This window comes from Halogranum roseipondis (assembly GCF_059695585.1).
Genome location: NZ_CM185235.1, coordinates 182,363 through 202,741, shown reverse-complemented (window position 1 = coordinate 202,741; position 20,379 = coordinate 182,363). Strand labels below are relative to the sequence as shown.

At 62.6% G+C, this 20,379-nt stretch carries 19 protein-coding genes and 2 tRNA genes; 16 read left to right on the top strand and 5 right to left on the bottom strand.

Going from position 1 to position 20,379, the window contains the following annotated elements:
• Positions 1-29 precede the first annotated feature (29 nt).
• From EOHIBHHM_RS01140 to EOHIBHHM_RS01115, 6 genes are all read left to right on the top strand, one after another.
• Positions 30-662, top strand: a complete 633-nt coding sequence (locus EOHIBHHM_RS01140) for a class I SAM-dependent methyltransferase (protein ID WP_497253799.1) — start codon at positions 30-32, stop codon at positions 660-662.
• A gap of 168 nt (positions 663-830) precedes the next feature.
• On the top strand, positions 831-1,058 hold the full coding sequence (locus EOHIBHHM_RS01135) for a class I SAM-dependent methyltransferase (protein WP_497256872.1): 228 nt from the start codon (positions 831-833) through the stop codon (positions 1,056-1,058).
• A gap of 40 nt (positions 1,059-1,098) precedes the next feature.
• A complete protein-coding gene (locus tag EOHIBHHM_RS01130; RefSeq protein WP_497253797.1) occupies positions 1,099-1,371 on the top strand; it encodes a hypothetical protein in 273 nt (90 codons plus the stop codon).
• A 1,447-nt stretch (positions 1,372-2,818) separates the two neighbouring features.
• The gene (locus EOHIBHHM_RS01125; protein WP_497253795.1) at positions 2,819-3,847 is read left to right on the top strand and encodes an NAD(P)/FAD-dependent oxidoreductase; all 1,029 of its coding nucleotides are present in this window, start codon (positions 2,819-2,821) and stop codon (positions 3,845-3,847) included.
• A gap of 51 nt (positions 3,848-3,898) precedes the next feature.
• Positions 3,899-3,969 (top strand) — tRNA-Gly (locus EOHIBHHM_RS01120).
• A gap of 176 nt (positions 3,970-4,145) precedes the next feature.
• Complete coding sequence (locus EOHIBHHM_RS01115) at positions 4,146-4,907, top strand: SDR family oxidoreductase (RefSeq protein ID WP_497253793.1); 762 nt, start codon at positions 4,146-4,148, stop codon at positions 4,905-4,907.
• Between the two features lie 366 nt (positions 4,908-5,273).
• Here EOHIBHHM_RS01115 and EOHIBHHM_RS01110 read toward each other — a convergent pair whose 3' ends face one another.
• A complete protein-coding gene (locus tag EOHIBHHM_RS01110) occupies positions 5,274-5,708 on the bottom strand; it encodes a DUF488 family protein, N3 subclade (RefSeq protein ID WP_497253791.1) in 435 nt (144 codons plus the stop codon).
• A 155-nt stretch (positions 5,709-5,863) separates the two neighbouring features.
• Between EOHIBHHM_RS01110 and EOHIBHHM_RS01105 the strand changes: the two genes are divergently transcribed.
• Positions 5,864-6,166 (top strand): Sec-independent protein translocase subunit TatA/TatB, encoded by a 303-nt coding sequence (locus EOHIBHHM_RS01105; protein ID WP_497253789.1) that lies wholly within the window; start codon positions 5,864-5,866, stop codon positions 6,164-6,166.
• Between the two features lie 22 nt (positions 6,167-6,188).
• Here EOHIBHHM_RS01105 and EOHIBHHM_RS01100 read toward each other — a convergent pair whose 3' ends face one another.
• From EOHIBHHM_RS01100 to EOHIBHHM_RS01090, 3 genes are all read right to left on the bottom strand, one after another.
• Positions 6,189-7,484 (bottom strand): MFS transporter, encoded by a 1,296-nt coding sequence (locus EOHIBHHM_RS01100; protein ID WP_497253787.1) that lies wholly within the window; start codon positions 7,482-7,484, stop codon positions 6,189-6,191.
• Between the two features lie 107 nt (positions 7,485-7,591).
• Positions 7,592-8,422 carry an HD domain-containing protein gene (locus EOHIBHHM_RS01095; RefSeq protein ID WP_497253785.1) on the bottom strand — a complete coding sequence of 277 codons (831 nt, stop codon included), beginning with the start codon at positions 8,420-8,422 and terminating at the stop codon, positions 7,592-7,594.
• A 45-nt stretch (positions 8,423-8,467) separates the two neighbouring features.
• Positions 8,468-8,968, bottom strand: a complete 501-nt coding sequence (locus EOHIBHHM_RS01090) for a redoxin domain-containing protein (protein ID WP_497253783.1) — start codon at positions 8,966-8,968, stop codon at positions 8,468-8,470.
• A 160-nt stretch (positions 8,969-9,128) separates the two neighbouring features.
• On the opposite strand from EOHIBHHM_RS01090, the gene EOHIBHHM_RS01085 reads away from it, so the two are divergent.
• The 9 genes from EOHIBHHM_RS01085 (at position 9,129) to EOHIBHHM_RS01045 (ending at position 18,549) form a co-directional block, all read left to right on the top strand.
• Entirely contained in the window at positions 9,129-9,464 is a 336-nt protein-coding gene (locus EOHIBHHM_RS01085) for a Sec-independent protein translocase subunit TatA/TatB (protein ID WP_497253781.1), read from the top strand.
• Positions 9,465-9,546: 82 nt separating this feature from the next.
• A tRNA-Arg gene (locus tag EOHIBHHM_RS01080) sits at positions 9,547-9,619 on the top strand.
• A gap of 431 nt (positions 9,620-10,050) precedes the next feature.
• Positions 10,051-12,984: a type II/IV secretion system ATPase subunit gene (locus EOHIBHHM_RS01075; protein WP_497253779.1), complete on the top strand. Its 2,934-nt coding sequence runs from the start codon at positions 10,051-10,053 to the stop codon at positions 12,982-12,984.
• Positions 12,981-15,023 carry a type II secretion system F family protein gene (locus tag EOHIBHHM_RS01070; RefSeq protein WP_497253777.1) on the top strand — a complete coding sequence of 681 codons (2,043 nt, stop codon included), beginning with the start codon at positions 12,981-12,983 and terminating at the stop codon, positions 15,021-15,023. The genes EOHIBHHM_RS01075 and EOHIBHHM_RS01070 overlap by 4 nt, the downstream gene beginning before the upstream one ends.
• A complete protein-coding gene (locus EOHIBHHM_RS01065; RefSeq protein ID WP_497253775.1) occupies positions 15,020-15,589 on the top strand; it encodes a DUF7287 family protein in 570 nt (189 codons plus the stop codon). The genes EOHIBHHM_RS01070 and EOHIBHHM_RS01065 overlap by 4 nt, the downstream gene beginning before the upstream one ends.
• Before the next feature lie 73 nt (positions 15,590-15,662).
• Positions 15,663-16,295, top strand: a complete 633-nt coding sequence (locus EOHIBHHM_RS01060) for a DUF7288 family protein (protein WP_497253773.1) — start codon at positions 15,663-15,665, stop codon at positions 16,293-16,295.
• Positions 16,283-17,254, top strand: coding sequence for a DUF7261 family protein (locus tag EOHIBHHM_RS01055; protein WP_497253771.1), 972 nt, complete (start codon positions 16,283-16,285; stop codon positions 17,252-17,254). The genes EOHIBHHM_RS01060 and EOHIBHHM_RS01055 overlap by 13 nt, the downstream gene beginning before the upstream one ends.
• Entirely contained in the window at positions 17,247-17,717 is a 471-nt protein-coding gene (locus tag EOHIBHHM_RS01050) for a DUF7266 family protein (protein WP_497253769.1), read from the top strand. Before EOHIBHHM_RS01055 ends, EOHIBHHM_RS01050 begins: the two co-directional genes overlap by 8 nt.
• Positions 17,710-18,549: a DUF7289 family protein gene (locus EOHIBHHM_RS01045; RefSeq protein WP_497253767.1), complete on the top strand. Its 840-nt coding sequence runs from the start codon at positions 17,710-17,712 to the stop codon at positions 18,547-18,549. The genes EOHIBHHM_RS01050 and EOHIBHHM_RS01045 overlap by 8 nt, the downstream gene beginning before the upstream one ends.
• Before the next feature lie 22 nt (positions 18,550-18,571).
• On the opposite strand, the gene EOHIBHHM_RS01040 is transcribed toward EOHIBHHM_RS01045, so the two are convergent.
• Positions 18,572-20,137, bottom strand: a complete 1,566-nt coding sequence (locus tag EOHIBHHM_RS01040; protein WP_497253765.1) for a DUF7289 family protein — start codon at positions 20,135-20,137, stop codon at positions 18,572-18,574.
• Positions 20,138-20,379: the final 242 nt, after the last annotated feature.

Here is a 20,379-nt window from a genome sequence, read left to right as displayed (position 1 = left end):
CCTTTATCCGACCGTCCCGACCTCCCCGCATGGACGCGGACCCACAGGCGACGTACGACCGCATCGCCGCGCACTTCGCGTCGACCCGCGAGTACGCCTGGCCGGAGGTCGAGCAGTTCGCCGACGAGTGGGGGAGCGACCGCCGGCGGGCGCTCGACCTCGGCTGTGGCAACGGCCGGCACGCGGAACTGCTCGCCGACCACGTCGACCGGGTCGTCGGACTCGACGTCAGTCGCGGCCTGCTCGCGGAGGCTCGAACGCGGGCCGCCGACCGGGAGTTCTCGGTCGACCTCGTCCACGGCGACGCCGCCCGACTGCCGTTCGTCGCAGACGGGTTCGACCTCGCGGTGTACGTCGCGACGCTCCACCACCTCCGGCCGCGCGAGACGCGCGTCGCCAGCCTCTCGGAGCTCGCCCGCGTGCTGACGCCCGACGGCCGGGCGGTCGTGAGCGTCTGGAGCACCGAACACGACACCTTCGACGCCGACACCGGTTTCGACACCACCGTCGACTGGACGCTCCCCGGCGGCGAGACGGTGCCGCGGTACTACCACATCTACGACCTCGCGGAGTTCCGCGCCGACCTCGAGACGAGCGACCTCGCCGTCGTCGAGACGTTCGTCTCCAGCGGCAACTGTTACGCCGTCGTCGGCGGGCGGTGACTCTTCTCCGATGGCGCCTCCACCCGACTCGAACCCGTTCGACGGTATCGAAGCGTACTATGCCGACTACCGACCACGGTACGGTGACACGGCCATCGACTATCTCCGAGAGCGGTTCGCCCTTGACGAGTCGTCCCTGATCTCGGCTGTGGTGCGGGCCAACTCGCCATCCCGCTGGCCCCACACGTTGGCGAGATCGTCGGGATGGATCCGAACACGGAGATGTTCCGACACGCCCGCCGGATCGCGTCGGAGGCCGGCCGTGAGAACGTCCGGTGGGTCGTCGAGTCCGACGCCGACCTCCACGAGGGGCTCGGACCGCTCAGGCTCACGACGATGGGGCGGTCGTTCCAATGGATGGACCAACCGCGGACCTCGACCGACTCGCCGCCCTGACCGAACCCGACGGCGGTGTCGCACTCGTCACCGACCGTGAGTGGCTGACCAAGGGACCGACGCGTGGCAGGAGAGCGTCTACGACCCCGCTACCGCTTACGTCGAGGACGTCCCCGACCGAGTTGATCCGACGACCGTCAAGTACGACGACCCGTGGGACAAGTTGCTCGTCGACCACGGTTTCGGCGACGTCGAGACAGTGACGTTCGCCGTCGAACGCGAGTGGACCGTCGTGCATGTCCGCCATTGGCGGTGGTACCGAGACGTCAGTGCTTCAACGCCAGCAGCGGCATGGCTCTCACCCAGTTGCTAACCAGGTATTCACAACACCCGTTCGGCCATCTGTATGCTCGTGAGTGGATATCGACGTGGCTCGCAGCGTAATTGGTCATGCCCATTACCGGAAGAGGTCCGGAAGCGTACTGTGGTCAACGACGACGAATGACTGATCTGCCCACTGCACGGTGATCGATGGATGATGCTGTCGGCAGTAGTAATTCGAGTGAAATTCTCGTGTTCCAGCCGTCGAGACGTCGCTGTGCGGGTTGCAGGGTAAACAGTATACCATTGAAACAGGAAGCTGCATCGTCCCACTCAGCGGTCAAAAATCGCATGACTGCGTGGTACTGTGAAAATCCGGTCGACCACCGGCACAGAGGGGCGAGCAAGCGGTTTCGACGTTGATTACCGAGCGTAAGTTCCATCCGTGAATCGCCGCTAGACAGGCGTCTCGAGCCTGATTTCCGTCGAATCGACAATTAGGTATCTTATCAACTAAGTGTCTTGTTCGTCGACGTCGCTACCCGATCGAAGACGATTCACAGTACCAAAAATCGCGAGACGGAACGGTTCTGTGAAAATTCTTGGGTGGATTGCGGACGTCGAGTCGCCTTGACGCAGTCAGTCGCCGACTCGACCCTCGTTCCGTGCTCGAGGTGGTGTCTCTGTGGGCAACACGTGACTGTCTCCGTGGCGTACCGAGCCGAACATGCTCGCAGCGTCGTCAGGCAGCTTGTATCCTTACGTGGAAGTACTCTTACGATAATGCCCGGAAGGTAACTGAGACGCGGTTGATCTCCACTGTCGTCGAGCATCGCTTCGATGTTGCTGCTGTCGTGCGCTCAACCCGTCTTCTCTCGACGACGCCCACACAGCCTCCTCACACGGGTGTTACTCCGGCCACCACCCGGCGCTGTGAACGCTCTTCTGCGCCCTGACAGTCAGCAAGGCAGCCTCTTAACGCCTCTCTGTACGCGGTTTCTGCTGTGAACGACCGCCAGCACATCATCCCATCGGTTCGGATACCTTCCGAGGCTATTCGGCAATCGGCCAGCATCCATCTAAAGTTGGCACACGACCATCAACCAGTTTGGGTGAGGATAGGAGTACCGGCTGGTTGGCACAGCTGACCACTCGACGGATGCCGATACGCAGTCGCCATCCACAGAGTGACGGCACCCAACGAGTGAAATCGTTGGCTTTCTCGGCTAATCTCCGTAACAACAAGAATTTTGTTTCGACCTCTCGCCGGTTAACGAAGCGCTGCAAACTTTTCGGGAGCGACCCACCTTGGGGTCAAACCTACAGGCACTCACTTTGGTCATGACTTCGTCAAAGTGTGTCTTTGAGTACAACTGTTCGTCGGTCCGTCTTGTTACTACTATACCGATATGACCAATGTCACCATACAGCGGGCTGATGAAGCTTGCGCACAGGAGCTATGCACTTAACTCCCGTCAGCGGTAAAGTCGGGGTAGACAATGTCCGAGACGGAAGCAGCCGACACTGTCGAGTACGAGGTCGTCGTCGTCGGCGGCGGCCCGGCGGGGCTGACGACTGCGTTGTACACGACACGACTGGGGCACGACACTGCGGTCGTCGACCGCGGTGGCGGGCGAGCGGCGATGATGCTGGAGACGCACAACGTCATCGGGATCACCGAAGACGTCTCCGGCAACGAGTTCCTGGAGACCGCACGCGAGCAGGTCGCCGAGTACGGAGCGACCTTCCACCGAGACTTCGTCACCGAGGTCGAGCGACTCGAGGACGGTCGGTTCCGGGTGAGCGGGAACGACGGCGAGTACCTCACCGAGCGCGTCGTCCTCGCGACCGGGTTCTCAGACGAACGTCCGGACCCGCCGCTCCCGCGGACGGGTCGTGGTCTCCACTACTGTCTGCACTGCGACGCCTACATGTTCGTCGATGAGTCGGTCTACGTGATGGGTCACGGCGAGAGCGCCGCCCACGTCGCGATGATCATGCTCAACTTCACCGACGAGGTCGACCTGCTGCTCCGCGGAAAGGAGCCTGAGTGGAGCGACGAGACTGACGAACAGCTCCGCGCCCACCCCGTCGACGTCGTCGAGGAGGAGATCGCAGGGATGACGAAGGGCGAAGACGGCTGGCTGGAGAGCTTCGAGTTCGAGGACGGGACCGTCCGCGAGTACCGCGGCGGCTTCCCGATGTACGGCTCGAACTACAACAACGGCCTCGCAGACCAACTCGGCTGTGACATCAACGACGACGGCACCGTCGCGGTCGACGACCACGGTCGCACCAGCGTCGACGGCGTCGTCGCCGTCGGCGATCTCGTCCCCGGCCACAACCAGATCCCGGTCGCGATGGGACAGGGTGCAAAGGCGGGCATCGGCATCCACTACGACCTCCGAGAGTTCCCGAAGAGCCTCGACGAGATCCGAGAGTCGGGTCCCGTCGGTGCCGAGGAGACGCCCGCCATCTCGCCGTCGCTGCGAGAGGCGGCCCGCGCGTTCAGCCTCGGCGACGACTGAAAAGAGTAACATCCTTAACGGGGTAGCAGAAAGACAGGTGTGCAAGCGAGCGCACCGGTGGTCTAATGGCATGACTTTGGCCTTCCAAGCCAACGATCTGGGTTCAACTCCCGGCCGGTGCATTTCTCTGAACTCCACGCGACAAGTAGCGTGCTCTGTCGCGAGTCACTACAATTGAACTGACTCGAACCGTCTCGTCTGACACGATTACCGGCCGAATCCGCCCCGACCGACAGTGCCGGTCAGTGTCTCCCCCAGCGGACCCCTCTTTCCCACGACCGACCAAGGCAGAGATCCGATGAACGCGATCACCGAGAACCTCGACGGCAAGGCTGCACTCGTCACAGGCGCATCTTCCGGTATCGGCGAGTCGACCGCAGAGGCGTTGGCAGAGGCGGGTGCGAGCGTCGCGCTCGCCGCCCGACGCGAGGACGAACTCGAACAGCTCGCCGACCGCATCGAGTCCGACGGCGGCGAGGCGCTCGTCGTCCCGACCGACGTCACGGACGAAGCCGAGAGACAGGAGATGGTCGACCGGACGTACGAGGAGTTCGGTAGTCTCGATATCCTCGTCAACAACGCCGGGGTGATGCTGCTCGAGCGCGTCGAAGACGCCGACACCGACAACTTCCGGCAGATGGTCGAGGTGAACCTCCTCGGTCTGATGAACGTGACGCACACTGCACTTCCCATCATGCAACAGCAGGGCGAGGGCCACGTCGTCAACGTCTCCTCCGTCGCCGGTCGGAAGGCGTACGCCGGGTCGAGCGGCTACAACGCGACGAAGTTCGGCGTCAACGGCTTCTCCGAGGCGCTCCGCGAGGAGGTCACTGGCGAGAACGACATCCGCGTGACGCTCATCGAACCCGGCTTCGTCGACACCGAACTCGCCGAACACATCCCGGACGACGAGCAGCAAGAACAGGCGGAAGAAGCACTCAAGGCGATGGACGCACTCACCCCCGACGACATCGCCCGGTCGATCGTCTACGCCGTGGGCCAGCCGTCGCACGTCGACGTCAACGAGATCCTCATCCGGCCGACCGATCAAGAACTGTAGACGCCGAGTCTCCCGTCGGCGCTGCTGTTCTTCGCGCTGTACTAGCGTATTGAGCCGTTTCCAACGGCGCAGCTCAGGGCGCTCGCGCTGTTCGACGCCGTCCAGGGCGAAGCGATTCAGATCTACGGACTCAGAGCGTTCGTCTTGGGGCTCGTCGTCGGCTGAGTCGTCGGTTCCGAACTGCTCGGCGATGACGACCGTGCGCTTCGCGTCGGGTCGGTCCTCCTCGGCGTCGCGGCGGGAGCACTGTCGGCGTACCTGCTCGCCAACGGGCTGGTGCTCTTCTCTGTCGAGGGAACGTTCGCTCTCTTCGTCTCGCGAGCCCTGTCGGACGCGCTCGTCGGCGTCAACCCGTTCCGGTGAGACTCACTCGACTCGTTCGAGTCGGTCTCGGAGTATCGTCCGGTGGCTCCGCCGGTTCTCCGAGGGTTCGTCGGTGACGAGGAGGAGCGACTGTCCTGCCCCGAGTCGGTGTCGGAGTCGGTCGAGGGCGTCGCTCGCGGCCGCGTCGGTCTCGAGGTGTTCGCGGTATCGGTCGTCGACGCCGACGTCTTCCCACGCGGCGTTGTGCGCGCCTTCGTCGCACAACCCCCCGCGTTTGAACGCGTCGCGGCGGCGCTCGAACGTCTCTACCACCTCGGCCGGCGGCGCGAGCACCGGTTCACACTCGTCGACGACGGCGCGCAACGCGCTCGACGGGTGGCGGACGACGCCGACGACGGACTCGTCTGCCGAACGGTCGACCAGCCCGTGTCGGAGCGCGGTGAGCGTCGTGTCTCGGACGCTGTCGTCGGGTGTCATCGTTCCTCGTTCGTCTCCGACCGGCAAAACAGTCCGGGCTCTGCGAGTCGAAGACCTCGGTCACCGCACGTCGCCTCGGAGACACCGTCGACGACGGATCCTGTCCGACGACCGACAGCGAAGTTCATCTCGTCTGCAAGCGTACTGTGTCTGTCATGTACGACAGCGTCCCGCTGTTCGGACCCATCCCAGGCGGTCCCGAACTGCTCGTCATCTTGGCCGTGATCGTCCTCCTGTTCGGCGCGAACAGGCTTCCGGAACTCGCCCACGCGAGCGGGCGAGCGATGGGCGAGTTCCGCCGCGGTCGCGAGGAGATCGAACAGGAGATCCGAGCGGCAGCGAACGCGGAGCGCGATACTGCTGTCGGCTCCGACGCCGGGACCGTCGGTGTAGACGGCGTCGCCACCGGCGCAGACGGTGCGGACACCGAGACGGCGACGAGCCGAAACGCCGTGTGACCGACTCGAAGCTTCCCGTCGGTCAGTCTCCCACCGTCGAGACGGTGGCCGTCGGCTGCCGTGCCCGCGCTTGGACGACGGTGAACACCGTGGTCGCGACGACGATGAACCCGGCCGCGGTGAGGAACGCCGCGGTCGTCGAGACGAGGTCGATGATGACCCCGACCACGGCCGGTCCGACCACCTGCCCGACCTTCCACGAGATCGACCGGAGCGACATGCTGCTGGCGACGGAGTCGAACCGTTCGCCCTCGTCGACGAACAGCGACATACTCGCCGGCAACCGGAGACTGTCGGCGACGCCGAGCAGCCCGTACGCGGCGAACAGCGCGAAGAACGCACCGCCGAGTTCGACCGTGCGGCCGGCGAATCCGACCGTCACCGGATCGAGCGTCCCTTCCGCGACGTACGAGAGGGGAATCGCCGCGGTCCCGACTCCGTAGAGGAGTGCGCCCGCCGCGACGAAGTACGGCTTTCGACCGATTCGGTCGGTCAACTCGCCCGTGTACCCCTGGAGTACCGACTTCGTTAGCTTTCCGCCGGCCAGAATCCAGCCGATGGCGAAGGCGCTGATCCCGAACTCGGTGCGGGCGAGGATGGGGAGGAAGATGATGACCGCCATCTTTCCGAAACTGAACGTGAGGCGGAAGGAGACGAGCGCTCGTACCATCGGCCGTTCGAGGAGCGTCCGGAACGTCTCGACGCTCGTCGCTTCCTCGGGGTCCGTCTTCCCGCCGGGGTTGTCCCGGAGGAACGTGAAGACGAGGACGAACGCGCCGAGGGTCACGAGCGAGAGGACGAGATACGTGAGCCGGAAGTCGTAGGCGTAGAGCAGGTAGCCGCCGACGACGTCCCCAGCGAGACTGGAGAACGCGGCGACCTGGTTGTACGATCCGAGCCAGCGGCCGCTCTCGTCGTCGGGGCTGATCTCGCCGACGACCGTCGACCCGGTGATCCAGAGGACGCTCGCGCCGACGCCCTGTGCGACACGCATCAGGACGACGTGCGTCGCGTTCTCGACGAGAGCGAAGCCGCAGAAGACGGCGACGTTCACCACGAGTCCCGCGAGGAGGAAGCGCTTCGCGTTGCCGGTGTCTATCTTCCGACCGAGCGGCAGGACGATGAGCAGCTGGGCCAGTGCGAACGACGTTCCGAACAGCCCCTCAACGAACCCCGTCGTGCCGAACTGTTCGGCGTACAGCGCGAGTGCGATGAGCACCGTCGAGTACGCCTGACTGCGGGCGAACGCCGTCCCTGCGAGTGCGGCGAACTCGCGGTCACGAAACAGTGCTACGGAGCGACCCAGCCCTGACGACACGGTTGTTTACAGGGACGGTCTTCGGCCTGAAAAACGGCGCTTTCACCGACGCGTTCGCCGCAGTCGTAACCGTCACTGGCGACGCGTCTCCGGACTCGGTCGCCTCCTCAGAGTTCGATCCGTTCGACCAGCTGATCGTCCGCCTTGGTGTTGACTGCGACAATGCGGATGTCGTCTTCCAGCCGCGACTTGTGGAGCTTCGCCTTCAGGAGGTTGTCGACCTGGTAGACGCCGGCGGCGTTGACCATCTCGATCTCGACGAGCACCGGCACTCCCTCGCCGGGTTTCAGCGTGACGCTCCTGATCGCCTGACTCGAGAGCGTGTTGATGCCGCGACCGCCCTTCTCGTAGGGGATGCGCGAGCGACCTCGTTCCATGTCGAGGGCGTCGGCGACGCGGATGACGCCGGCCTCCGTCGTCAGCGGGTCCTCCTCGGTGTGGTGACAGAGGATCGCGTGGAGCACCTCCGCCTTCATGCGGACGACCTCCTCGGTGTCGTAGAACTGCGGGAGGAACCGATCGAGCAGGTCCGCCGCGAGCGGGATGGAGTAGTAGGCGTGGCTGTCGCGGTGGACGACGTGACCGATGTCGTGGATCGTCGCCGCCAGCGCGACGATGACCGCTTCGTCCGCCTCTTCGAGATGTTGATCCTGTGCGCCGTTGAACTCGACGTTGCCCGCCTTGAGCAGATCGTAGAGCCGCAGTGCCCGGTTCCGCACGATCTCGATGTGTTTCGGACCGTGGTCGTTGTAACCTTTCCGCGTCACCGCGTTGACGTTCTGGGCTTTGAGATAGGTCGTGATCTCGACGTCGTTCTCGATGGCGGGGAGGACCTCGTTCAGTTTCTCGTCGGGGAAGGCGTGTTCCTCGTCGGGGTCGTAGCTTCGCGCGCCGTTGGTCTCCTCGACGTCGCCGACGTCCTCTGTGTCGCTACTCATGGCTACGGCTTGACGGTCCGGTGAGAAAAAGTCCTCGGGGTTCGGTTAGTTCGTTGACGCGCGCTGTCCTGCGGCGTTGGCGGCGGCCGCCTCGACCTCGTCGTAGTCGGGTTCGACGCCGGGATCGTCGCTGACCCACTCGTACGTCACCTCGCCGTCGCCGTTCACGACGAAGACGGCGCGCTTGGCGACGCCGTAGTAACCGACGTCGTCGAAGTCCATCTCGACGTCGTAGTCGGCGACGATCTCCTTGTTCGTGTCGCTGACGAGACCGAACGAGAGGTCGTGCTGTTCTTTGAACTCCTGGAGCGCGAAGGGAGTGTCGACGCTGATTCCGTAGATGGTGGCGCCGACGTCGTCGAACGCGGCGAGTTCGGACTCGAAGGTGCACAGCTCGTCCGTGCAGACGGCGGTGAACGCGCCGGGGAAGAACGCTAACACGACGGGTGCTTCCTCGTCGAGCACGTCCGAGAGCGTCTTCGGGCCGATCTCGTCGGTCACGAACGGTGCGGTGAAGTCGGGAGCGTCGTCGCCTACGTCTACCATGATTCGGCGTACAGTCGCTTCGAAGATGACGTTTGTGCTCTCGACACCGATCGGGAGTGATACTCACACGAGGGTGACGACGGTGGGGTGTCAGCTCAGTTTCTGACGACCGCGACGAGCAAAAAGCCTATAATCGACACATGGTTAGGCAGGGGTAGAGATGATTGACACCGTGATTCCACTGTTCGGACCGATCCCCGGCGGGCCGGAGCTCCTCATCATCCTCCTCGTGCTCGTCTTGCTGTTCGGCGCGAACAAGATTCCGAAGCTCGCCCGTTCGACGGGGCAGGCGATGGGTGAGTTCCAGAAGGGCCGCGAAGAGGTCGAAGACGAACTCGAGCAGATGCGGCAGGGCAAAGGCTCGCGAGACGACGACGAGGACGAACCGACGCCCGACATCGGTGCCGACGACACCGACACCGAGCGCGACACTGTCACCGAGCGCGACACCGTCACCGAGCGCGACCGCGAGACCGAAACCGAGCGGAACAACTAACCCCCTTCTGCCCGACCGGGTCGGGCCGACTCTTTCCGGTCAGAAGCGCACGCTTTTTGTGTGCGCTTTCGTACCTCCGCCGGGGCGTGTGGCCTAGTGGACAGGGCGAGAGGTTCCTAACCTCTCGATCGCGGGTTCGAATCCCGTCACGCCCGTTATCGTGACGAGCGGAGCGAGTCCGATAACGAACCGTGCGGGATTCGGATCAGGGAGGTCGCGCGCAGCGAAGCGAGCACGTCTGACCGAGGTTCGAATCCCGCCACGTCCGTCTCGTTCGTTTCACTCGCTCGCGGGAGTCCCGTCACGCCCGTAGACTGTGTTGCGAGCGAAGCGAGCAACCAGTTGGGTACCGTATGGGATTCGAACCTCGGTCGCTCACTAGCGTTCGCTCCCGGCTTCGAATCCCGCCACGTCCGCTGTTCTCTGAGTAACGGCGGCACGTCGCGAGCGACTTCGTATCTCCCCGGCGTTCTCTCGTACTGTGGCTCGTCGCCTACCCACGTACATCTCTAGTATTTTAACAGACTTCCTTTCAACACTTTCTCCGGGAGAAGACTTTTTTAACTCTACCAGCCTGTTGTTGACAATGGCTACAGACGGGGTCGACGGTTCCGCCACGGAGTTGGAGGGGGCCGTCGACACAGAGCAGTCGTCGGGGGAGAACGAGGAGGGAGCGACTGCGCCGAAGACGGCCGTCGTCGGTTCGTACACGTGGCGAGACTACCTCGAGGAGTACGGTCCCGAGGGGTCTGCAGACGAACTCTACGCCGACGTCGGTCCCGCACCGGGCAGCGATCGGTGGGACGCGGACGACGAGACACACACACCGACTGCGGAAGACTGGGAACGCGTCGACGTCGACCCGGCGGCTCATCTGGGGTTCCATCCGGACGAGCTCGAACCGCGACTCGCCGACGGCGGGGGCAACGCGGCCCGACTCCACGAGGCGTTCGAGGCGTTCTGCGACCCGGAGACGACGCCGGTCGTCAAAGACGAGTGGCTGTGGGAACATCACAAGCGCCTCTACTACTACGAGGAAGACGGCTCCGCTCCGCAGGACGCCGAAGGCGAGAAGGTCCCGTTCGACCGCTCGGAGTATCTTGACTACGAACACGGGACGCTCGACGAGACGCTCTCGCGACTCCACGACCGTGGCGAAGAGTTGACGGCACTCGTCGACGAGCGAACCGTCGACGTCGTCGAGGACATCGACGAGGACGCGTTCTTCCACACCGCAGAGGGGGCGACGACCGTCGCCAACCGCTACGACCTGGAGAAGGCCGTCCCGATGCCGAAGAAGACGCACTTCCGAGAGGTCGAACGCTACTGGGTGAACGAACCCCACGCGTTCGTCGTCGTCTTCCACTCGAGGAAGGAGAACGAGAAGAAGTACTACGTCGTCGAACCGTACCTCAACGAGATCGAGGTCGACCTGAAGGAGTTCCTCACCGGGAAACTCCGGACGGCGATCAAGTACTCCGAGACGGACGTCGTCGCGGCGGGCGACGACAGTCGCCGGGACGTCATCGAACGCGAGACGTACCGTTTGCTCGACCGCTACGACCTCTACAGCCGCGACGACGACGGCGGGTTCGCCAACTCTGTCGCAGACCGACTGGACCTCGACGTCGACGACGACGGTCCAGTGAGTCGCGCCCTCCGCCTGTTCGGCTACCGCGACCCGCCCGACAAGACGGCGAACCTCGACGGCATCGCCGCCAGACCCGAACCGGCCGTCCTCGCCGAGGACGCCCGGACGCTCACCGAATATCAGGTGAACAAACTGCTGTACTACCTGACGCGGGATTTCATCGGCTACGAACGGATCGACGCCATCAAACACGACATCAACGTTGAGGACATCTCCTGTGACGGCTACAACTCACCGGTGTTCGTTTACCACGGCGAGTACGAACAGATCATCTCGAACGTGCTCCACGGCGAGACGGAACTCGACGAGTTCGTCGTCAAACTCGCCCAGCGATCGGGAAAAGGGATCTCGAAGCGGCAGCCACAGGTCGACGCAACGCTCCCCGACGGCTCTCGTGCGCAGTTGACGCTGGGTCGAGAGGTGTCGGACCATGGGACGAACTACACCATCCGCCAGTTCAAGGACGTCCCGTTCACACCGCTTGATCTCATCAACTGGAAGACGTTCTCGCTGGACGAGATGGCGTTCCTGTGGCTCTGCATCGAGAACAACAAGTCGCTCATCTTCGCCGGCGGGACGGCCTCCGGGAAGACGACGTCGCTGAACGCCGTCTCGCTTTTCATCCCCTCGAGTTCGAAGATCGTCTCAATCGAGGACACCCGCGAGGTCGAGTTGCCTCAGCGCAACTGGATCGCCTCGGTCACGCGGCCGTCGTTCTCCGAGGACGACAAGGGCGACGTCGACGAGTTCGACCTCCTGGAGGCCGCTCTCCGACAGCGCCCCGACTACATCGTCATGGGTGAGATCCGGGGTGAGGAGGGACGGACGCTCTTCCAGGTTATGTCGACCGGCCACACCACCTACACCACGTTCCACGCCGATTCGGTCGGTGAGGTACTCAAGCGCTTCACCACAGAACCGATCAACGTCTCGAAGACGATGTTCTCGGCGCTAGATCTCGTCTCCATCCAGACGTCGACGCGCGTCCACGGGCGGAAAGTCCGCCGGAACAAGTCGCTCACTGAGATCAACCACTACGACGCCGAGAACGACGAGATCAACGTCCAAGACGTCTACCAGTGGCAGGCCGAGACTGACGAGTTCCTCCACATGGGCGACTCGAACACGCTCGACGAGATCATGTTCGACCGCGGGTGGAACCGGGCGACGCTCGACGAGGAGCTGTTCCAGCGACAGGTCGTTCTCGCGTATCTCATCGTCGAGGGGTTGAACACGTACACGCAGGTCGCCGCCACGTTCCAGGCGTTCATCAACGACCCCGACACCATCCTCTCGTTGATGGCGACCGACGACCTCGAGCGGAGTCTCGAGGATCTCCGCGAGATGGAGTCGGTGCTCATCGACATCGACCCCGACAAGGAGGAGATGGTGCCGCGGCCGGAGCCGACCGACGAGATTCTCGCCGAGGCGAACGAGCTCCTTCGTCGGGCCGAAGAGGAGTTGTTCCCCGAGTACCGCGGTGTCGGCCAAGGGAGTGTGGCGGACGCACTCGCCGACCTGGAGTCGGCGACAGATCTCACGGACGTCGGTTCGCTCTCGTGGCCCGACGAGGACGTCCCGTCACTCGATGACGGAGACCGAACCCCCACACTCGGAGCGGGTGGCTCCCCCCCGAACGAACTCGACGGTGAGGAACCGACGGCCGCCCTCGACGGCGACGTCTCTCAGCCGGACGGTCTCGAGGGTGACGGCGGCGAGGTCGACGAGTCCGATGGATCCGGCGAGGGAGTGGACGACGATGAGGGCGTCGACGACACCGACAACGACGGAGTCGACGACACCACCGACGAGAAGTCGGCGTCGTCCGGCGGCTGGCAGTTCGGGGCCGACGAGACGGAGGACGAATGAGCCTCGACTCCAAGGGCGGCGTCGGGGTGAGTTCGGGGCTGCTGAGCGACGCGTTCTACCCGCTTTTCAGTCGCCTGTTCGACGCCGACGGCGAGTTCGTCGCCGACGTCGAAGAGAAACTGGCTCAGGCGCGGATGGCCGAGACGGTCGAACTGTACCTCTCGCGAGCGCTCGCCGTCGGGACGCTGACCGGTGGCGTGCTGTGGCTCGTCGGGACGCTGCTAGCCTATGCGGTCTTCTCGTTTGGGCTGCTCTCCGCCGAGTCACTGTCGCTCGGAGCACGCATCCCCAACCAGACGCTCTACGACCTCGTCGTCGCGGCGAAGGTGCCGGCAGCCATCGGCCTCGCCGGACTGGTGTTCGGGTCGATCGGGTTCGCACTCGGGTTCGGGTCGCTCGTCGCCATCCCCTACTCGAAGGCCAGTGCCCGTAAGCGCGAGATCAACATGCTGCTCTCGGACTCCGTCTCGTTCATGTACGCGCTGTCGGTAGGGGGACTCAACCAACTGGAGGTGCTGGAGTCGATGGCGAAAGCCGAAGACACCTACGGTGAGGTCGCAAAGGAGTTCCAGAGCATCGTCCAGGAGACGGAGTACTTCGGTGTCGACTACCGGACGGCCATCCGCAACCAGGCGATGGAGACGCCGAGTGACGAGCTCTCGCAGTTCCTCACCGACATGCTCTCGATCGTCAACTCCGGTGGCAACATGCAGCAGTTCCTCGACGACAAGAAGGACAAGTACATGCGGACGGCCAAACAGCAACAGGAGCTGACGCTGGAGACGCTGGAGCTGTTCGGCGAGATGTACATGACGCTCTCGCTGTTTCCCCTGCTTCTCATTATCATTCTCGTCATCATGAGTATGCTCGGCAATGCCGACGACGTGATGCTCTATGCGACGGTTTACGGGCTCATCCCCATCACGGGGGCGGGCTTTCTCGTCCTCGTTTCGACGGTCAAACAGGACGAGATCGGCGACGGCTATCTCAGCCCTGCCGACTCCAGCGCCCGTCTCGACGACAGCCGAAAAGAGGGGCTTCTCCACCTCGGGTTCGTCGAGAGCTTCGTCGGCGACCACGGCGTGTTCGACCGCATCAAATCCCGCGAGGGAACCTACAAGACGAAAGAGTTGTTGCGTCGCCCGCATCACTTCTTCCGCGACTTCCCGCTCTTTACGCTCTTTCTCACCGTCCCGGCCGCAGTCGTCCTAATCGGTCTCGCAGTCGCGACTGGGTCGGCTCCGACCACCTGGGACGGGATGGTCGACGCGCCCGTCTGGGGGACGTTCATCTGGGTGTACGTCCCCATGTACGTCGTCGCGATCCCGCTTGCCGTCTTCCACACGTGGAACGTCCGCTCGCGGACCGCCATCGTCGGGAAACTCTCGGACAACCTCCGCAAACTCTCGAGTGCGAACGATACGGGGCAGACGCTGCTCGAATCGATCAAGACCGTCTCGGACACCTCCTCGGGAAAACTCGCCGACGAGTTCGCCGTGATGCACGGAAAGGTCAACTACGGGATGAGCCTCAAGGAGGCGCTCGTTGAGTTCAACAACAAGTACCACATCCCGCGACTCGCCCGGACGGTCAAACTCATCACCAAGGCGCAGGAGGCCTCCAGCCAGATCACGGACGTGCTCAGTACGGCCGCACAGGCCTCCGAGAACCAAGACGACATCGACCGCGAGCGGAAGTCACGCACACGGATGCAGGTCGTGATCATCGTGATGACTTACCTCACGCTCCTGGCCGTGATGGCCATCTTGAAGACGCAGTTCCTCGACGTGATGGCCGGGTTGACCGATCAAGCGAGTTCCGGTGGCGGTGGGGGCGCGGGCGGCGGCAGCGGGATGGACTTCGGCGGCGGCGTCGACCCGAACCTCCTCTCCGTGTTGTTCTTCCACGCCGTCACACTGCAGGCGATCCTCTCGGGGTTCATATCGGGCTACCTCACGGACGCTGACATTGTCTCGGGCGTCAAGTTCGTCGTCGTCCTGCAGACCATCGCGTTGCTCGTGTGGATGGTGGTCGGATGAGCGCGCAATATCGACGTTCGAACACTTCGACCGACATCCGTGGGCAGACGACTATCGACTTCGGTATCGGAGCCGGTGTGTTTCTCATCGTTGTTGTATTCGTCTTCGCGTTCATTCCAACGATGATGGAGCCGTTCGAAGCGGGATCGCAGGAGGAGACGGTCGGTGCCGACCGGGTCGCCAATACCCTCGTCGGTGGACTGCTCAGTGAGTCCTCATCTCCGACGTTTCTCGACCCGACGTGTACAGCCGCGTTCTTCGATGGCTCCGACGGTGATACCGGCTGCAGCTTCGATGACGGTGCCTCGTTTCGAACCCAGCTCGGGGTCGACGACCACACCGACCTCGCGGTCAGCATCACTGGCGACGCTGACGCTGACGGCACCGCCGACACGCTCTGTCTCGACTCCAATGGCTTTGTCGTCGAGTCGACCCTGGACACCTGCGACACCGAGTTCGACCGACGCGTCGCCGACCCACCGACCGGAGACGGCTCCGTCGTGACTGCCCGTCGAACCGTTGCGATTGGTGGTGTCCGAGGGACGCTGTTCGTACGGATGTGGTGACATGGACGGAAAATTATCCACTACACATAGGGGTGACATGGACGGAAAATTATCCACTACACATAGGGGTGACATGGACGGAAAATTATCCACTACACATAGGGAGTTGTCGAGCGCGCGCGCGCAAGCTCACACGCTCGAAGCGGTAGTCGCGGGACTGATACTCGTCGCGAGCTTGGTGTTTGCCCTCCAGGTGACCGCTGTGACCCCATTGACGGCGAGCACATCTAGCCAACACATTGAGAATCAGCAGGCTGCGTCGTCGGAAGGAGCGCTCGAGATTGCGGCCGAGAGCGGCGCTCTCAAGCGCGCGGTGCTGTACTGGGACGACTCACAGGGTCGGTTCCACGACAGCGGCTTGCGAGAGTTCTATGTGAGCGACGGCCAGATAGAACAGTTCACCTTCGGCGAGTTGCTGGTCGAGGAGAACAGCGCTCGAGGCGTCGCCTTCAACGTCTACATCCACTACCAGCTTTCGGACGGGGGTGTCCGAAGCGAGCGATTCATCTATCGTGGAGAGCCGAGCGACAACGCCGTCTCTACCTCGCGGTGGGTTGCCATCTACGAGAGCGACGTGGTCTACGACGCGGACGAGCAACCGACTGGAACAACCGTCACTGGCTCAGCGCGCTTCTACGCATCGAATGTCGGGGACGACGAGCTCTACAACCTCGTCGAGGTGGAGGTGGTGACGTGGCGGATGTAACGGGCGGCGGGGATGCATCCGACCGCGGACAGCTGTTCCTCGTTGGGGGGCTCTCCCTGGCGGTGGTACTCGTCGTGCTCGCGGTGACGCTCAACTCCGCGATCTACACTGAAAACCTCGCCACACGTGGCAGTGATACCGCGAGCACCAACGCCGTCGTTCAGGCTCGAGAGGACGTCAAGCGCGGTGTCGGCGGTGTGATGGAACACGCCATCGACACCCACTCGGAGTCGTACGTCGACCAGCAGGCGGCCGCCAAGAGCGGTGTGGCTGATTTGCAAATCTTCAGCCGGCGGTACGCCGCTCGAAACGGCCGGCTCGTCGATCTCACGTACCAGTCGGACACAGGAGGCACTCGGATCGCACGCGAAAGCGACGGCGACTTTCAGGAGGGTGAAGAGGACAACAACGACCCGAACAACTGGAACGTTGCCAGCGATATATCGTCGATCCGTCAGTTCCGGATGGACGTGATTCAGTCAGATTTGAGTGACGATGAAACACTCTCAAATGTGTTTCATGTCACATTTAGTCCAACCAACGGTGACTCTGACTGGACCGTCTACGTCCATCGGTCGGACTCGGGGGACCAGACCGTCGTCACCGTCCACAATGGCGGCTCTCTGGTCGGGTCCTGTAGCTACGGCGACGACGGGAGTGGCCGGGCCGTCATCGACGTTACCGGCGCGACTGTTGGCGGGTCGTACTGTCCTCACCTTACGTTCTTCGACGAGTTCGACTCATCATACGATATCCAATACGGTAACGGTGGTGCTGCGCGCGGGACGTACGAGCTGACCGTCGACAAGACGAGCATCACCAACGAACCGTACGACGGGACGGACGCGCCGACGAAGAACCCCGCGCTCTACGACACGACAGTTCGGTTCTACTTTGAGTCCGAGCGGTTCGTCTACGAAACGGAGCTCCGGGTCGCACCGGGTGAGCCGAATGCGTGATCGACGTGCGGTGTCGACGGCGCTCGGCTACGTGCTGAATCTGGGCATCGCGACACTCATCGTCACCAGCCTCCTCTTCGCGGGCGGGAGCTACGTCGACAGCGAGCGCGAACAAACGATTCGGACCGAACTCGGTGTCGTCGGTCAGCAGCTCGCCGGCGACATCGAGACGGTCGACCGACTCGGGCGGTCCACCGACGGCGACGACAACCAGACCGTGCTGCGCCGCATGCTCCCCTCGCGGGTCGTCGACGTCTCGTACTCGGTGACGGTCGACGACGGCAGCGGTGACCCATATCTTGAACTCTCGACGACAAACCCCGACGTGACGGTTCGCGTTGAGTTAGCCACGATGACGCCCGTTGCTGTCGGGACGGTCCGCGGCGGCAGCATCCGAGTCGTGTACGACTCGAAGGGTACCGAAGTCCCGGACGACGACGAGGTGGTGGTTACCGATGACTGATCGAGCCGTGAGCGACGTGCTCGGCTTCGTTCTCATTTTCTCGCTGATCACACTGACCGTAGGCGTCGTCACAGTCGTCGGCTTCGGTGGACTTGAGGACACTCGTGATTTCGAACGCGTTAACAACGCAGAGCGGGCGTTCGACATTCTCGCGGACAACCTCGACGATATCCATACCCACCGCGCCCCCTCTCGCTCAACCGAGCTAAAACTGGCTGATGCAACGCTGAGGCGGGGCGAGACCACGACCATGCGAGCGACCATCGAAAACGCACAATCGCCGAGTCCGCGGTTCAGCGTCGACACCGACCCCATCGTCTACGATGCCGACACCGGGACACGCATTGTCTACGAGGCGGGCGCGGTCTTCTGGGAGAACGGGGAGGGTGCAGTGATGCTCCGCGAACCGGACATGAGGTTCCGGAAGAACGGTGGAGATACGACGGCCATCGTGCCGTTCATCCAACTCCGGATTGAACGAGGGTCGAGCGTCGGCGGATCGGCGACGGTTCTCGTACGAGGAGAACACGTCATCTCGGAGGTGCTGGTCGACGACCTCGATGGTGACGGAACTGTCGATACGGACGCGGACACCAACGGCGCGGCCACCGACCTCGACAGCGACGGTGACAAGGAGTATGACGTTCGCCTCTCCGTGCAGACGACGTCGAAACGGGCGGAACTTTGGGACCAGTATCTCGACGCGCAACTGGAACCGATGACGGGCGATGCCGACAGCTGTACGGTCTCCGGTGGCACCGTCGAATGTCAGTTCGTCGCGGACCACCTCTACGTTACAGCTACGCGAATCGACGTCAGCTTCGAGAACTGAACTCCTGTCGGATGACGCCTGGCTAGTTGAACCGCACTTCGATGCCGTTCTCGGTCACGTGAAGGTAAGTGACGAACTTGCTCGACCCATCGTAGTCGATCGTCCCCGAGGATGCGGCCTCGTTGACGGTGTCGGAGTTCTTGTCGTCGACTGTCAGGTCTATCGAGGGTCCCATCAGTCCGAAGTAGTGATTTAATAGTCTGTCGATGGTTTCTGTCTCACCCGAACTGTACGTCTTCGGCTCCCAGCCGACGTTGCTCTGGTGTTCGTCGAACGTCGGTGAATCGGTAGAATCGGCCAAGTTCCCGTTCGGATTGAAGTGGTTGAGTTGACTGTTGGAGAGCGATCCATAAACGAGTGCGGGATCACCACTTTCGACGTCGTCGTAGATGTCGTCGCCATCCTCGTCGTCAACGAACGACGCGTCGAGTTTGACGTTCCCGTCAGCGTCACAGGAGCCGACGTAGGCGTCGTCGTCGTACCATCCGTGGTACGTGTCTCCACCGTCGTCGGAGTAATAGACGCTGAGTGAAGCGACGACCGGGTCGTCACAGTCCTTTCTACCTCCGTTCTGTCGAAGGTATATCTCAAACTGCTGGTCGCCGCTCTCGGCATACCACGACCACATGAGGTTCGAGAAATCGGCGCTGTCGGTGTCGTCCGGACGGAGAGTGACACCGAACTCCTTGAGCGAGTGGTCCCCTTCCAGCCCACGGACCGACACCGACCCCCCGTCGCCAGGAACGACGAATCCACCTTTTTGACCCGTTGTCACGAGTTCCACCCTGACCGTCTCGGTCACATCGTCGTACTCCACGTCGCCGTCGGTTCGTTGCTCGAAGTAGTCTCCCCACGCGCGGTAGTAACGACTCTGGACGGTGATGTGGATCGCACCTTCCTCGGTCGGGTTGCTGAACGAATCGCCGTCTGGGTCCGGATAGTTGTCACCCGAGTTAGGGAATACCTTGTTCCCGCTCATCGAACGCGTGATTACCGCGGTCGGAGAGCCGCTCCCACTCGTTCCGTCGGTGACGCGAATCACGGGGAGCGTCAGCGTCGCACCTCGGTAATGAAACTCCGGCGGAGACAGCATCGTACTGCCGGTCCCGTCGCCGCGTTGCCAGACACCGCCGCCTTGGTATGCGATAGTCGTCTCGCCGTTGACGTAGGTCACGGTTCCTAGCGGTTCCTCGTAGATCGTGTGGTCGTTGTCCCCTGACCCATCGTCAACGGAATTGTCGTCGGCGTCAGTACTGGTGTAATCCGCATGCGTGATGGTGATATGTCCCTCGTTTGGGTCAGTTCGATAGGCTCCCTCATATCCGCCGAAATCGACCGACCGAACGTTGGAGTCACCCAGAGCGACGGTCGCGGCATTGGCATCGAACAGCGTCATACTGTGACCTGCCCGTTCGTCCTGCGACTGCGTCTGGACGCTGTCGATGGCCGACGAACCGAATGCGACAACGAGGGTGGTGCTCATAACGACGAGCGCCAGCAACAGGACGACACCGATCGTCTCCGCTTGTCCGCGTCGGTCACATTTCAGGCTCTCCGACCGAGACGCTCGGGTCCCGGTATTATTCATTGCTTACCAGAATGTCTTGTAAGTATAAAAATTCAGCCCAACTATAAGCAGTTACCACGACGACAGTTCACCCTCAAAGCTAGTTTGACGAAGTATATTTAATCCTATATCTAATAGATAAAATAAACTTCAGAGAAATTTGAAACCACCGTCGCGAGCGATAGAGAACCATAGACCCGCCCAGAGTCCGCGAGCGAAGCGAGTGGAACTCAGGCGAGATCACTGAATGAGTCAAGCGAAGC